The 14,090-nt window shown below is 71.1% G+C and carries 12 protein-coding genes and 2 pseudogenes; 9 read left to right on the top strand and 5 right to left on the bottom strand.

Annotated elements, in window-relative coordinates:
* Nucleotides 1-113: 113 nt before the first annotated feature.
* The 8 genes from OHU89_RS40465 (at nucleotide 114) to OHU89_RS40430 (ending at nucleotide 7,502) form a co-directional block, all read left to right on the top strand.
* Nucleotides 114-869, top strand: a complete 756-nt coding sequence (locus tag OHU89_RS40465) for a CoA transferase subunit A (protein ID WP_405650071.1) — start codon at nucleotides 114-116, stop codon at nucleotides 867-869.
* Entirely contained in the window at nucleotides 869-1,513 is a 645-nt protein-coding gene (locus OHU89_RS40460; RefSeq protein ID WP_266885668.1) for a CoA transferase subunit B, read from the top strand. The genes OHU89_RS40465 and OHU89_RS40460 overlap by 1 nt, the downstream gene beginning before the upstream one ends.
* Nucleotides 1,510-2,712, top strand: coding sequence for a thiolase family protein (locus tag OHU89_RS40455; protein WP_405650069.1), 1,203 nt, complete (start codon nucleotides 1,510-1,512; stop codon nucleotides 2,710-2,712). Before OHU89_RS40460 ends, OHU89_RS40455 begins: the two co-directional genes overlap by 4 nt.
* Nucleotides 2,713-2,817: 105 nt before the next feature.
* Nucleotides 2,818-3,591, top strand: coding sequence for a protocatechuate 3,4-dioxygenase subunit beta (gene pcaH / locus OHU89_RS40450; protein ID WP_405650067.1), 774 nt, complete (start codon nucleotides 2,818-2,820; stop codon nucleotides 3,589-3,591).
* A gap of 6 nt (nucleotides 3,592-3,597) precedes the next feature.
* Complete coding sequence (pcaG, locus tag OHU89_RS40445) at nucleotides 3,598-4,203, top strand: protocatechuate 3,4-dioxygenase subunit alpha (protein WP_405650065.1); 606 nt, start codon at nucleotides 3,598-3,600, stop codon at nucleotides 4,201-4,203.
* Entirely contained in the window at nucleotides 4,200-5,531 is a 1,332-nt protein-coding gene (gene pcaB / locus OHU89_RS40440) for a 3-carboxy-cis,cis-muconate cycloisomerase (protein ID WP_405650063.1), read from the top strand. Before pcaG ends, pcaB begins: the two co-directional genes overlap by 4 nt.
* Complete coding sequence (gene pcaD / locus OHU89_RS40435; protein WP_405650061.1) at nucleotides 5,528-6,646, top strand: 3-oxoadipate enol-lactonase; 1,119 nt, start codon at nucleotides 5,528-5,530, stop codon at nucleotides 6,644-6,646. The genes pcaB and pcaD overlap by 4 nt, the downstream gene beginning before the upstream one ends.
* Nucleotides 6,647-6,710: 64 nt before the next feature.
* Complete coding sequence (locus OHU89_RS40430) at nucleotides 6,711-7,502, top strand: SDR family NAD(P)-dependent oxidoreductase (protein ID WP_405650059.1); 792 nt, start codon at nucleotides 6,711-6,713, stop codon at nucleotides 7,500-7,502.
* Nucleotides 7,503-7,607: 105 nt separating this feature from the next.
* On the opposite strand, the gene OHU89_RS40425 is transcribed toward OHU89_RS40430, so the two are convergent.
* The 5 genes and pseudogenes from OHU89_RS40425 to OHU89_RS40405 form a co-directional block, all read right to left on the bottom strand.
* Complete coding sequence (locus tag OHU89_RS40425; protein WP_405650057.1) at nucleotides 7,608-10,292, bottom strand: ATP-binding protein; 2,685 nt, start codon at nucleotides 10,290-10,292, stop codon at nucleotides 7,608-7,610.
* Between the two features lie 259 nt (nucleotides 10,293-10,551).
* Nucleotides 10,552-10,705, bottom strand: a pseudogene (locus OHU89_RS40420) (RNA-guided endonuclease TnpB family protein); the annotation flags it as partial.
* 27 nt (nucleotides 10,706-10,732) lie between these two features.
* Nucleotides 10,733-11,650: an IS3 family transposase gene (locus OHU89_RS40415; protein WP_405638656.1), complete on the bottom strand. Its 918-nt coding sequence runs from the start codon at nucleotides 11,648-11,650 to the stop codon at nucleotides 10,733-10,735.
* A complete protein-coding gene (locus tag OHU89_RS40410; protein ID WP_405638658.1) occupies nucleotides 11,647-11,955 on the bottom strand; it encodes a transposase in 309 nt (102 codons plus the stop codon). The genes OHU89_RS40415 and OHU89_RS40410 overlap by 4 nt, the downstream gene beginning before the upstream one ends.
* Before the next feature lie 16 nt (nucleotides 11,956-11,971).
* Nucleotides 11,972-12,643, bottom strand: a pseudogene (locus tag OHU89_RS40405) (RNA-guided endonuclease InsQ/TnpB family protein); the annotation flags it as partial.
* 301 nt (nucleotides 12,644-12,944) lie between these two features.
* On the opposite strand from OHU89_RS40405, the gene OHU89_RS40400 reads away from it, so the two are divergent.
* Nucleotides 12,945-13,952 (top strand): DUF2510 domain-containing protein, encoded by a 1,008-nt coding sequence (locus OHU89_RS40400; protein ID WP_405650055.1) that lies wholly within the window; start codon nucleotides 12,945-12,947, stop codon nucleotides 13,950-13,952.
* Nucleotides 13,953-14,090: the final 138 nt, after the last annotated feature.

Raw genomic sequence — 14,090 nt, 5'->3', positions numbered from 1 at the left:
GTGACCTCACACTTCTCTCAGGTCTTGACGTCGTCCCCGTCCGGTGACAGCGTGAAGGAAACTTCACGGAAATACTCAGTGCCCTGATTAATCAGTGGGATGGAGCTTCACGCATGGACAAGGTGGTCGCCACCGCCGCCGAGGCGGTGGCCGATGTGCCGGACGGCGCGACACTCGCCGTCGGCGGCTTCGGACTCAGCGGTGTGCCGAATGTGCTGATCCAGGCCCTGTACGAGCGTGAGGTCAGCGGCCTCGGCGTGGTCTCCAACAACTGCGGGGCCATGGAGTCCGGGCTCGCGGTCCTGCTCGCCGCGGGCCGGATCGCACGGGTGACCGGCTCCTACATCGGGGCCAACAAGGAGTTCGCGCGGCAGTACCTGTCCGGCGAGCTCGAGGTCGAGATGATCCCGCAGGGCACGCTCGCCGAGCGGCTGCGCGCCGGTGGCGCGGGCATCCCCGCCTTCTTCACCCCGGCCGGGGTGGGCACCCAGGTCGCCGAGGGCGGACTGCCGTGGCGCTACGACGGTGAGGGCGGCGTCGCACTCGCCTCGCCGCCGAAGGAGGTGCGGGAGTTCGACGGCACCGAGTACGTGCTGGAGCGCGGCATCCGCACGGACTTCGCACTGGTGCGGGCGGCCAAGGGCGACCGGCACGGGAACCTCGTCTTCAACAAGTCCACGCGCAACTTCAACCCCCTCGCGGCGATGGCCGGCCGGGTGACAATCGCCGAGGTCGAGGAACTCGTCGAGCCGGGCGAGATCGAACCGGACGCGGTGCATCTGCCGGGGATCTTCGTGCAGCGGGTGGTGGCACTGACTCCGGAGCAGGCCGCCGACAAGCGGATCGAGCAGCGGACGGTGAGCAACTGATGGCCTGGACACGCGAGCAGATGGCCGCGCGGGCGGCGCGCGAGCTGCAGGACGGGCAGTACGTCAATCTCGGCATCGGCCTGCCCACGCTGATCCCCAACTACCTCCCGTCCGGCGTCGAGGTGATCCTGGAGTCCGAGAACGGCATCCTGGGCACCGGCCCCTACCCCACCGAGGAGCAGGTCGACCCGGACCTGATCAACGCCGGCAAGGAGACCGTCACGGTCCTGCCCGGTGCCTCCTTCTTCGATTCGGCGCTGTCCTTCTCGATGATCCGCGGCGGCCACATCGACGTCGCCGTGCTGGGCGCCATGCAGGTCTCCGCCAAGGGCGACCTCGCCAACTGGGCCATCCCCGGCAAGATGATCACCGGGATCGGCGGCGCGATGGACCTCGTCCACGGCGCCCGTACCGTCATCGTGGTCATGACCCACACCGCCAAGGACGGCTCCGCGAAGATCCTCGAGGAGTGCGCGCTGCCGCTGACCGGCAAGGGGTGCGTGAACCGGATCATCACCGACCTCGGCGTGATCGACGTGACGCCGGAGGGGCTCGTGCTGATCGAGGCCGCCCCCGGAGTCCTGGTCGACGAGATCATCGCCAAGACCGACGCCAAACTGACCGTCGCGGAGGAACTGCTGTGAAGCCCGTCTACCTCGTCGACGCGGTCCGCACCCCGATCGGCCGATACAACGGCGGCCTGTCCTCGGTACGCCCGGACGACCTGGCCGCCCACGCCATCCGCGAGCTCCTCGCCCGCACACCCGACCTGGACCCCTCCCGCATCGAGGACGTCTACTTCGGCAACGCCAACGGCGCCGGCGAGGAGAACCGCAACGTCGCCCGCATGGGCGCCCTGCTCGCCGGCCTGCCGACCTCGGTCCCCGGCGTCACCGTCAACCGGCTGTGCGCCTCCGGTCTGGAGGCGGTGATCCAGGCCGCCCGCGCCATCGCGGTCGGGGACGCCTCCATCGCCGTGGCGGGTGGCGTGGAGTCGATGACCCGGGCACCGTACGTCCTGCCCAAGAACGACCGGGCCTTCCCCGCCGGGCACACCGAGCTGTACTCGACCACGCTCGGCTGGCGCATGGTCAACCCGCGGATGGACCCGCAGTGGACGATCCCGCTGGGTGAGTCGGCCGAACTCATCGCCGACAAGCACAAGATCACACGTGAGCAGCAGGACGAGTTCGCGCTGGCATCGCACCAGAAGGCGGCCAGGGCGCAGGAGGCAGGGCTCTTCGACGCCGAGCTCGCACCTGTGTCGATCCCGCAGCGCAAGGGCGACCCGGTGGTCTTCGGCGCCGACGAGTGCGTACGGGCCGACGCCTCCCTGGCCGCGATGGCGAAGCTCAAGCCGTCCTTCCGTCCCTCCGGGGGAACGGTCACCGCGGGCAACGCGTCCCCTTTGAACGACGGTGCGGCGGCGCTGCTGCTGGTGGATGAGGAGGGCCTGCGGGCCACGGGGCGGGAGCCGCTCGCCCGGATCTCCGCGACCGGCGTGAACGCCCTCGATCCGGACTACTTCGGCCTGGCCCCCGTCGAGGCGGTCACGCGTGCGCTGGCCAAGGCGGGCAAGGGGTTTGACGATCTGTCGGTCCTGGAGCTGAACGAGGCGTTCGCCGCGCAGGTGCTCGGATGTGTTGCCGAGTGGCCCGAGTTCGACCCGGCGATTCTCAATCCGCAGGGCGGGGCGATTGCGCTCGGCCATCCGCTGGGTGCGTCGGGTGCCCGCCTCGCCGGTACTGTCGCCCACCAACTTGCTCGCAAGGGCAGTGGAGTTGGTGTGGCCACGTTGTGTATCGGTGTCGGTCAAGGACTCGCTCTCGTCTTGGAGCGCTAGGCATCGATTGCGACTGCGGGCCGTCTGTGGCTGGTCGCGCAGTTCCCCGCGCCCCTTCGGGGGCGCGACACCGCCCCCGAGTTTCAGAGAATCCAGGACCTCCCCATGACACTCACCCAGCACGACATCGACCAGGAGATCGCGGCCGAGCACGCCGCCTACGAGAAGCGGATCGCCGACGGTGCGCCCGTCGAGCATCAGCCGCGCCGCGACTACGCGCCGTACCGCTCCTCGGTCCTGCGCCACCCCAAGCAGCCGCCGATCACGATCGACGTGTCCAAGGACCCGGAGCTGGTGGAGCTGCACTCCCCCGCCTTCGGTGAGCGGGACATCACCGAGATCGACAACGACCTCACCCGGCAGCACAACGGTGAGCCGATCGGTGAGCGGATCACCGTCTCCGGGCGGCTGCTCGACCGGAACGGGCGCCCGCTGCGCGGTCAGTTGGTCGAGATCTGGCAGTCCAACTCGGCCGGCCGGTACGCCCATCAGCGCGAGCAGCACGACGCCCCGCTGGACCCGAACTTCACGGGCGTCGGCCGCACCCTCACCGACGGCGACGGCCACTACCGCTTCACGACGATCCAGCCGGGTCCGTACCCGTGGCGTCAGCACCTGAACGCCTGGCGCCCGGCACACATCCACTTCTCGCTCTTCGGCACGGCGTTCACCCAGCGGCTCGTGACGCAGATGTACTTCCCGGCCGACCCGCTGTTCCCGTACGACCCGATCATCCAGTCGGTGACGGACGACGCGGCCCGGCAGCGCCTCGTGGCGACGTACGACCACAACCTGTCGGTGCCGGAGTTCTCGATGGGCTACCACTGGGACATCGTGCTCGACGGCCCGAACGCCACCTGGATCGAAGAAGGGCGCTGACCTGCCATGACGAAGATCGACACAAGCCGTCCCGAGACGGTGCTGCCCACTCCGTCGCACACGGTCGGGCCCTTCTACGGCCACGCCCTCCCCTTCCCCGGCGGCGGCGACATCGCACCCGTCGGCCACCCCGACACCATCGCGCTCCAGGGCTACGTCTACGACGGCGAGGGCAACCCGCTGCCGGACGCCTTCGTGGAGCTGTGGGGCGCCGACCCGGACGGCAACGTATCGACGGTCGACGGCTCCATGCGGCGCGACCCGTCGAGCGGCGGCTTCCTGGGCCGCAACGGCGTGGAGTTCACCGGCTGGGGGCGCATCCAGACGGATGCCAACGGCCACTGGTCCGCGCGGACGCTGCGGCCGGGCGCCCGAGGTCTGAGCGCGCCGTACCTCAGCGTGTGCGTCTTCGCGCGCGGGCTCCTCGTGCACCTCTACACCCGGATCTACCTCCCGGGCGACGACGCGGCGCTCGCCGCCGACCCGCTGCTCGCCCAGGTGGACGAGGCGCGCCGGAACACACTTGTCGCCACGGACGACGGCAAGGGGACCTACCGTTTCGACATCCGCCTTCAGGGCGAAGGCGAAACGGTCTTCCTGGAGTTCCAGTGACTTCTGCCGAACCCGACGCCGGTCTGCTCGCCCCCGGGTGGGCCGGCTCCCCCGCCGCCTCCGCGACGAGCGACGCCGCGTATCTGCGCGCGCTGCTCGACGCGGAGTCCGCGCTGACCCGCGCCCAGGCCGCACTGGGCCTGGCGCCCGAGGAGGCGGCCACGGCGGTCGCCACGGCCGCCCGGTCCGGGGCCTTCGACGCCCGGGACATCGCCGTACGGGCCCGTGCGGGCGGCAATCCGGTGATCCCGCTCGTCGCCGACCTCACGAAGGCGGTCGGCGGACAGTACGGGCCGTACGTCCATCGGGGTGCGACGAGCCAGGACATCATGGACACCGCGACGGTGCTGGTGGCCGTGCGCACCCTCGACCTGGTCCGTGCCGACCTCGGGCGGACCGAGGCCGCGCTGGCCCGGCTGGCCGCCGAGCACCGGGACACCGTGATGCCGGGACGCACGCTCACCCAGCACGCCGTGCCGACGACCTTCGGGCTGAAGGCGGCCGGGTGGCGGTCCCTGGTACTGGACGCACGGGACCGGATCACGGCCGTAAGGAACGCGCTGCCCGCCCAACTCGGCGGTGCGGCCGGGACCCTGGCCGCCTTCACCGCGTACGGCGCCACCGATCCGACCGCGCTGCCGGCGGCGTACGCCCGGGAGCTCGGCCTCCAGGCGCCCGAGCTGCCCTGGCACACTCTGCGCACCCCGATCGCCGATCTCGCCGGATGTCTGGCGTTCGCGGCCGGAGCCCTGGGGAAGCTCGCCACGGATGTGCTGACGCTGGCCCGTACCGAGATCGCCGAGGTCTCGGAGGGCAGCGGCGGCGGTTCGTCGGCGATGCCGCACAAGGCGAATCCCGTACGGTCCACGCTGATCGCGGCCGCGGCCCGGCGGGCGCCGCAGCTCGCGGCGACGCTGTACGGGTCGCTGACCTCGGAGGACGACCGGCCGGCCGGGGCCTGGCACGCGGAGTGGGAACCGCTGCGGGACCTGCTCCGGCTGGTCGGCGGCGCCGCCCGTGACGCCGCCGAACTCACCGAAGGGCTGCGGGTGCACGCGGAGGTCATGCGTGCACACCTGGACCTCACCCATGGGTTGATCGTCTCCGAGCGGCTCTCCGCCGAACTGGCGCCGGTGCTGGGCCGGGCGCGCGCCAAGGCCCTGCTGACCGAGCTGGCGAAGCGCACCTACGCCGAGGGGCGCGGTCTGGGCGAACTCCTGGCGGAGGAAGCGGAGTTGAAGGGTGTCGACCTCGACAGCCTCACCGACCCCGCCCGTTACACGGGGGCCGCCGCCACCCTCACCGATCGTGCTCTGGAGCGACGTTGACCGAGACACTCCTCAACCACCATGCCGAGGGCCCCGCTTCGGCTCCCCCGCTGATCCTCGGACCGTCGCTCGGGACGTCGTACGCCTTGTGGGACAAGGTCGCGCCCGAGCTCTCCATCACCCACCGGGTCGTCCGCTGGGACCTTCCGGGGCACGGCGGCGGCGCGGCCGACCTGATCGGTCCCGGCGCCGGCATCGGTGATCTCGCCGACCTGGTGCTCGCGCTCGCGGACTCGCTCGGCATCGAGCGGTTCGCGTACGCGGGGGTGTCGCTGGGCGGTGCGGTCGGGCTGCACCTGGCCGTGCACCACCCGGAGCGGGTGTCGTCGCTGGCCGTGATCTGCTCGTCGTCGCATTTCAACGGCTCCAAGTCCTGGGAGGAGCGGGCCGCGCAGGTCCGCGCCGAGGGCATGGAGCGGCTCGTGGAGAGTGCCGACGCCCGCTGGTTCACGCCCGGCTTCACGGTGCCCCGGCTCGTCCAGGACCATCGGGACGCCGACCCCGAGGCCTACGCCGCCTGCTGTGACGCGCTCGCCGCCTTCGACATCCGGGAGCGGCTGGCGGAGATCTCCGCGCCCACCCTGCTCGTCGCGGGCCGGGACGATCCCGCGACCCCGCCGGCGCATCTGCGGGAGATCGCGGACGCGGTGCCGGGCGCCGCGCTCGTCGAGATCCCCGGGGCCTCGCATCTGGCGGTCGCGCAGTGCCCGGAGGCCGTACTGACCGCTCTGCGCGCGCACTTCGACGGTGGCGCCAAGCGGGGCATGGAGGTGCGGCGCGAGGTGCTCGGCGACGCACACGTGGACCGGGCGCAGGCCCGGCAGTCGCCCTTCACCGCGCGTTTCCAGGACTTCATCTCGCGCTACGCGTGGGGCGAGATCTGGACCGACCCGACGCTCAGCCGCCGTGAGCGCAGCATGATCACACTGACCGCGCTGGTCGCCCACGGGCACTACGACGAGCTGGCCATGCATGTCCGGGCGGCCCGGCGCAACGGTCTGACGCCCGAGGAGATCGGCGCGGTACTGCTGCAGACGGCCGTGTACTGCGGGGTTCCGGCGGCCAACTCGGCGTTCGCCGCCGCGCAGCGCGTGCTGGCGGAAGAAGAAGGGTGACCCTGCCGGTCGTAGCCTCGACAGCACCACGCACATGCCTCCACCGCGGGCCTACGGTGGAGGCATGTCCACGATTCTGATCACCGGCGCCACCTCCGGACTCGGCCGCCACCTCGCCTTCGAGCTGGTCCGCTCCGGCCATGTCGTCCTCGCCCACGGCCGCGATCCGGGCCGTACCGAGCGGCTCGTCGAGGAACTGCGCACCGAGGGCGACGCCGAGGCGTTCGTGGCCGACCTGGCCTCGCTGGCCGAGGTGCGGGAGCTGGGCGCGCAGGTCTCCGACGCCCGTCCCGACCTGGACGTACTGATCAACAACGCGGGCGTCGGAGCGGGCGCGCCGGGCACGGGACGCGAGTTGAGCGCCGACGGCCACGAACTGCGGCTCGCCGTGAACTACTTGGCGCCGGTGACCCTGACCCGTGCCCTGCTGCCGGTGCTGCGCGCGAACGCGCCCACCCGGATCGTCAACGTGGGCTCGGTCGGCCAGGACCCCGTCGACTTCGACGACATCGAGTTCCGGCGCGGATACGACGGCTTCGCGGCGTACCGACGCGCCAAGTTCGCCCTGGCGGCCCATACGTTCACCCTGGCCGAGGAGTTGGCCGGTACGGGCGTCGCGGTGAACGTCCTGCACCCGGCGACGTTCATGGACACGGCGATGGTGCGCGAGGGCGGCGTCACCCCCTGGAACACGGTGGCGGACGGCGCCCCGGGCGTCCTGGCCCTGGCCACACAGGACTTGGGGACGGGCGGCTACTTCGACGGGACGAGCCCGGCGCGGGCACACGAGGAAACGTACGACAGGAAAGTACAGAAGCGACTGGTGTCGGTCACCGACCAACTACTCGCGCTGTAGCGCCCCGAGAGGGGCGCGGGGCTGTATCTATATGCGGCTCCGCCGCGTGGGCGCGACCAGCCCCATCCGGCCCGCAGCCGCCTACGACCAGAGCTGCCGAGCTCTCTAGCGCAATCCCCGACCCGTCTCCAACACTTCCCGCGCCTGCGCGACCAGCCCGTCCGCCCCGCACGACCGCGCAAGCGCCAAGCCCCGATTGATCTCGGCAACAGACCTCGCGGCGATCCCGTACTCCACCCGCGCGGCCGCATGCTCGTACTGACACGGCGAGGACTCCAGATACGTCACCGCCTGGGACAGCAACCGCACCGCCCGCTGCCCTGTCTCCAGCGCGGCGGCGCACCGCAGGGCCTCCCCGATCGCCGTGTCCGTGCCGAAGCGCTCGGCGCGGCGCCGGGCGTCGGAGGCGAGCTGGGCCGAGCGGACCGGATCCGTCGTGGCGAGGGCGCGGGCGAGGTCGAGCGCCCAGGGGACCATCACCGGGTTGAGGTGGCCGCGGGCGGTCGCCGCCTTCTCCGCGGCCTCCAGCTCGTTGACCGCGTCCTGGGTGCGGCCGACGGCGAGCAGCAGCCGGCCGCGTACGGATTGCGGGTCGGGCAGCACGATGGTGGACGGGTAGGGCGGGGCGAAGCCGTACTGTTCGGCGACCTCCCAGGCCTCGCCGACGTGGCCGCGGGCGAGCAGTGTGTCGACGAGGTTGCAGGTCGCCGACCAGTACAGGGGCAGTCCCCGGCCGACGCGCTCGGCGATGCGCAGGGACTCGCGCAGCGTGGACTCGGCCTCCCTGAGGCGGCCGCGGCGACGGTGCGCGAAGCCGAGGAAGGCGTGGGCCAGGGCGAGGTGGCCGCCGCTCCAGCCGGCCGACTCGTAGGTGCGCAGGGCCTCGGTGAACATGCTCTCGGCGCGGTCGAGCCGGTCGGTGTAGGTGTAGGAGCTGGCGAGCATCATGAGGATCTCGAGGCCCCACTCGGTGTCGGTCCAGCCGAGTCCGGGTGCCAGGCGGCCGTTGACGAGGGCGCGGTCGCTGAGCTCGACGACGATCTCCGCGTTCTCGCCGTGGGTCATGGCGTCGAAGCCGCGCAGGATGAGCAGGGCGCGCTCGGAGTTGTCGCGCCCGGTGCAGGTCGCGGCGAGTTCGGCGAGCCGCTCGGAGCGTCCCGGGGAGCTCGCCTCGCCCGCGTGGATGCCCTCCCACATGTACTGGACGGCCCGCAGCCGCAGCTGTGCGGGCCCGGGTCCGAGGCGGGCGGCCTCCGCCTCGACCGTGCGGACGGCGTCCTCCAGCTGGTCGTTGTGGAGCAGGGCCTGGGAGAGGCGGAAGACGGCTTCGATGCGTTCGGCGCCGTCCAGGCCGGGCATGGCGAGCGCGGACTGGAGGTGGTCGACGGTGGTGGCGGGCGCGGTCAGCAGGGTGGCGCAGCCGAGTTCGTAGAGCACGCGCGCGTGGGTCTCGGGACGGGGCGGTTCCCGCAGTGCCCGTTCCAGACAGCGGCGGGCCGCGTCGGGGGCGCCGACGGCGACGTGTTCGCGGGCGGCCTCGCGCAGCTGCTCGACGAGTTCCTCGTCGTCGTCCGGGTGCACCTGGAGGAGGTGGCGGGAGGCCATGGCGGCGCCGAGCCCGGAGTCGGCGACGACCTGGGCGGCGATGCCGTGCATGGCGGTGCGCAGGGCGTCGGGGATGGAGTTGTAGACGGCGGTGGCGATGAGCGGGTGGACGAACTCCAGGTCGCCGTCGTCGGCCGGTACGACGGCCTGGTCGGGTTCGGTGAGGATGCGGGCGTTGCGCAGGAGTTCGGCGCAGCGCACGGAGTCGTCGCGGCCCATGGTGGCGAGCTTGGCGACGAGGTCGACGGAGATGCCGGTGCCGAGGATGGCCGCCGCCCAGGCGAACCGGGTGGCCTCGATGCCGAGTCCCTCCAGGCGGGCGACGAGGCCGCCGCCGCGCGCGGAGCGGTTCAGGGCGCGCAGTTCGCAGGCCTGGGCCTCGACGGGTTCGAGTTCGCTGTCCTGGACCTTGGCGAGGAGTTCGACGGTCTCGTAGGGGTTGCCGCCGGTGACGGCCCAGACCTCGCGGCAGAACGGGGCGTCGGCGTGCGCGCCGAGGGTGGCGCGGGTGAGGCCCGCGGTGGCGTCCGGGGTGAGCGCGCTGAGCGTGGCGACCGGGCCGCCCGCGGCGGCGGAGACGGCGTCGAGGTGACGGGCGCTCTCGCCGGTGACGTCCCCGGGGCGGCGGGCCACCACGAGCAGGACGGAGAGGTCGTCGAGGCGCTCGGCGAACGCGGCGAGCCAGCGCAGGGTCTCCTGGTCGGCCCAGTGCGCGTCGTCGATCACGAGGACGAGCGGCCAGTCGCGGCGGGCGAGTCGGCGCACCGCGGCGACCAGACCGTCGCACACGCCCTGCGGGTCGGCCTGGCGCTCGCCGGGATCCGTGACACCGAGGGCGGGGCCCGCGATGTCGTACCAGTCACCGAGATACTCGCGCGCCTCCTCCGGCATCAGGGAGACCAGTGCGGGCTGGAGCAGTTGGCGCACCACATTGAAGGGGACGGACCTGAGGGTCTCGCCGCCGCGGGCGGACCAGACGGTGCAGCCGCGTGCCTCGGCGATCCGGCGCGTCTCGGCGAGCAGTGCGGTCTTGCCGAGTCCCGCCTCGCCGCGGAACACCAGGAGGCTGCCCGAGGAGGACTGGTCCGCGCGAAGGATGTCGATCGCCCGCTCCACGGCGGCGACCTCCTCGTCGCGCTCCCAGAGGGGAGCCGAGGCGGCCGACGTGGGCCCTTCCTCCGTCATCCCATTACCTCCCCAAGTCGCCCGAACGACGTACAGACCTCGAGCGTAGCCGTCCGATTGGGTGAGTGGAGGGCGGTCCGGGCAGCTGTTGCCTTGATGGGTGACGGTGGTTTCGGAGCGTCGACGCACCAGGCCGCTGACCTGCCGAGCCCTGCCGTTTGACTGATGGTCAAAAACCGGAGGAGGAGCCCACGAACGGCCGCGCGCGCTCAGAACCCACCCGCAGGGCGCAGCAGTGCGGCTGTGGCTCGCTGGAGGGGATTCGATCCGGCCTGCCCCTTGGCGGGCTTGCGGCGGGCCATCATCCGGTTGTACCTGGACAGCTTCTTCTCGGCCTTCCCGCCGTGCCTTGCGTGCGGGAGATCGTGAGTGTCAGACGTGGTGGTGGCGGTCTCCTTCACACGCCAGTTGAGGTTCCCCCGTCATACGGGAGCCGCTGATCAGCTGGTCAGCAGGGGTTGACGGGTGTTGAGGTTCGTTAGTTCGGCCGTCGCCTGCTCGGCGTAGTACTTCTCCTCGAACTCGATCGGGCTGAGGAAGCCGAGCCGTTTCTGGATGCGGCGGGAGTTATAGAAGCCGTCGATGTATTCGAAGAGCGCGAGGTTCGCCTCGGCCCTCGTGGTGAAGGTGCGGCCACGGAGGCCCTCGGTTTTGATGAGCATCCAGAGGTTCTCCGCGAGGGCGTTATCGTACGAGTCCCCGACGGAGCCCATGGATGCCTCAACTCCCGCTCGCATCAGACGGGTTGTGAGCTTGATGGATGTGTACTGACAGCCGTGGTCGGCGTGGTGGATGAGCTGCCCGGGCTCGACCTCGCGGGACGCGAGTGCGTACTCCAGGGTGGTCAGGACCAGGTCGGCGTCCGCGCGGGCGGAGGTCTCCCACGCGACCACCCGGCGGGAGAAGGCGTCCCGGATCGCAGAGAGCCACAACGGTCCCTCGCCGGTGGAGATCATCGTCAGGTCGGTGACCCACAACCGGTTCGGCGCCGGTGCGGTGAAGTCCCGGTTGACCAGGTCCGGGGCGAGGCTGGCCGTGGGATCGCGGCGCGTGAAGCCCTTCCGCCGGGGGCTGATCCCTGCGATGTCGGCCTCGCGCATCAGGCGCTCGACCCGCTTGCGGCCCACGTGGACGCCCTCGCGTTTGAGGACGGCGTGCACGCGCGGTGAGCCGTAATTGCCGCCGGACTCGGTGTGGATCTCCTTGATCCGCTCGGTCAGTTCGACGTCGCGGCGCCGCCGTTCGCACGGCTCCTTCTCCGCACGGCGCCACCGGTAGTAGGTGGAAGAGGCGATATGCAGTTCCCGCAGGACGCACTCGACTCCCAGGCGGGGATGCTCGTCAACGAGCGCCGTCACCTGGGCCGGGTCGGGTCGAGCTGCGCCGCGAAAAAAGCTGAGGCCGTCCGCAGGACGTCGTTGGCCCGCTTGAGCTGGGCGTTCTCCTTGCGCAGCGCGGCGAGCTCGGCCCGCTCGTCGGTGGTGAGACGGTCGTCGCGCTCGCCGGCATCGGCCTCGGCCTGCCGGATCCAGCCGCGCAGGGCCTCAGGATGCACACCGAGGTCGACGGCCAGCTTCTTGATCTGTGGCTTCGGCTCGGTGGTGCGATACATCTGCACCGCACGCTCACGCAACTCCAGCGAGTATTTCCTGGGGGCAGCCATGGTCATAGGTCCTCTCATGAGTCCCATCTGACCGGCTGTCAGCTTCCTCCGCATCTCGGGGGAACTTCAAGTCGATCCCGATCACCCGGCCGGTTTCCGGCAGCTGATCGACGGCGGCGGGAACGACGAAACTGGCGTACCAATGCCCGAGGCTGTCCTGATACACGCGCACCGAGGACGGGTCGGCCGGAAGACCTCGCGACCACACCACCGAAAAGACGATGCCGCCCGCCAGATGTAGCCAGCCGTCCTTGAGACGAAAGCCACGCCGGGTGTAGTTCAGTGTCGGCAGCGTCTCACGCTTCTTCTTCCACTTCGGCATTCCTGCCCGGCGGTGCTGCGGCACCACTTCCCGGATGTCCTTCTGCGCCTTGGCTCTGGACTTGCCGAAATCCCGGATCAGCTGTTGCTGCGGAACGCTGGAACCCTCACGCAGCCACGGGACGTGCGCACGGGCGTCGGTCAACATCCTGTCCAGCCGCGCAGGCCCGCACGTGAACTTGTCGGCGCCCTCGGGACGGTTCTTATTCCAGGCATGGACCTGCTTCGGCTTCGCCACACACTCGTTCCACACCCACCGACACCGGTCCCACTCCGCTACCAGCAACCTGTGAGCGGCAGACGACACACGAAGCCGGAACGTGTACCGGGCATACCCCGCCCCATCGGCCCCCGTTGCTTCCACCACGTCTCCCGCCCCGCCCACGTTCCGGGCTCCCAACCACTGCCAGACGACCATACGTGCGAGATCCGCACATCAGCACCCATCCGCGTTGCGATCACCCCCATCAGCGAACTTGAGCACAAGCGTTCGCCCGCGCTGGCTCCGCCGGGCACATCACAGCAGCGCGCCGCGCGCGGAAGGCAGGATGTGTTTCTCCCCCACCAGCTGGAGGCCCCCTCGTAAACGCCCCCGCAGACAACCAAGTGACCGGAATTCGGTCCGCCCCTCTCATCCGACTTTCACCGACGCCTCATACGGTGGGGGCATGACGCAGGTGACTCCTCCCGGGTGGTACCCCGATCCCGGGCAGACAAGTGACGGTCCCGCCACCGAGCGCTGGTGGGACGGCAAGGCATGGACGGACCAGACCCGCCCCGCGGGGTCGGCCGCCCTCTGGGGTCCCCCGGCGCAGGCGCCCGCCGACGGGGCGTATCCCACGTATCCGGCCTATCCCGGTCAGCCGCCGGCCGGCGAACGGCGCGGTCTGCGCACCGGCATAGCCGTGGCGGTGGCGGTCGCGGTCCTCGCCAGCATCGGTGTGGGCGTGTGGGCGCTGGCCGGCAACGACTCGGACGGCGGCAGCGCCGGCTCGCAGCAGGGACCGGGCGGCGGGCAGGGCGGCACCGGGGGCCAGGACGGCTCCACGGGTGGCCAGGGCGGGCCGGGCGGAAACGGCGGCCCGGGTGGCTCCGGCGGTTCCGGCGGGGCCTCGCCCTCGCCCGAGCAGTCCGAGGCGCCGAAGATCGAGAGCGGTTCGGTGACCGACGCGATCAGCGGGATCAGCATCCCGATCCCGGACGACTGGTACGGCCAGCAGATCCAGGCCGGTGCGTCGGTCACGTCGAACGACTCCTACCAGTGCCCCGGCGACACCTCCCAGAACTGCACGAAGGGCGGTGCGTACTCGGCCCCCGCGACGCTGCTCGGCACCGCCGGCTCGACGGCCGAGCAGATCGCCAAGGCGGACATCGAGGCGAACGCCGAGCAGTCCTACGGCGGCAAGACCTACGGTTCGATCACCTCGCACGACGTGCTGGCCTCCAAGGCCGTGACCGTCGCCGGGCAGAAGGGCTACCTGGTCCGCTGGAAGGCGGTCACCAGCAAGGGCGCCGACGGCTACGTCGAGTCGCTGGCCTTCCCCTCCCCCGCGAACGCGCAGCAGATCGTCGTCGTGCGCTTCGGCGTCGACGTCGGCGAGAAGCAGTCCGTCATCGACGAGATCACCAAGGGGATCAAGGTGTCCACGGGCGGCGGCAGCGGCCAGGACGTCTGACACCCCGGGGAAACCCGTCGGCCGGGTGGGGCGCCTCTCCGCTCAAGAGGAACCCCACCCGGCCGGGGGGTGCGCGCCGCCCCCGTCCCCACGGTGCGGCGCGAGCAGGTCACCGTCCAGTCATCCCGTGGACGGCGG

It is taken from the genome of Streptomyces sp. NBC_00019, from assembly GCF_045041015.1.
GTDB lineage: Bacteria > Actinomycetota > Actinomycetes > Streptomycetales > Streptomycetaceae > Streptomyces.
The sequence above is the reverse complement of the archived record's forward strand: the minus strand, read 5'-3'. Positions and strand labels throughout refer to the sequence as shown.

Excerpts from the sequence above, each read along its gene's own strand:
- OHU89_RS40400 (WP_405650055.1), top strand. The coding sequence starts at position 12,945 with ATGACGCAGGTGACTCCTCCCGGGTGGTACCCCGATCCCGGGCAGACA.
- OHU89_RS40430 (WP_405650059.1), top strand. The coding sequence starts at position 6,711 with ATGTCCACGATTCTGATCACCGGCGCCACCTCCGGACTCGGCCGCCAC.
- pcaG (WP_405650065.1), top strand. The coding sequence starts at position 3,598 with ATGACGAAGATCGACACAAGCCGTCCCGAGACGGTGCTGCCCACTCCG.
- OHU89_RS40425 (WP_405650057.1), bottom strand. The coding sequence starts at position 10,292 with ATGACGGAGGAAGGGCCCACGTCGGCCGCCTCGGCTCCCCTCTGGGAG.
- OHU89_RS40465 (WP_405650071.1), top strand. The coding sequence starts at position 114 with ATGGACAAGGTGGTCGCCACCGCCGCCGAGGCGGTGGCCGATGTGCCG.
- OHU89_RS40410 (WP_405638658.1), bottom strand. The coding sequence starts at position 11,955 with ATGGCTGCCCCCAGGAAATACTCGCTGGAGTTGCGTGAGCGTGCGGTG.
- OHU89_RS40460 (WP_266885668.1), top strand. The coding sequence starts at position 869 with ATGGCCTGGACACGCGAGCAGATGGCCGCGCGGGCGGCGCGCGAGCTG.
- pcaH (WP_405650067.1), top strand. The coding sequence starts at position 2,818 with ATGACACTCACCCAGCACGACATCGACCAGGAGATCGCGGCCGAGCAC.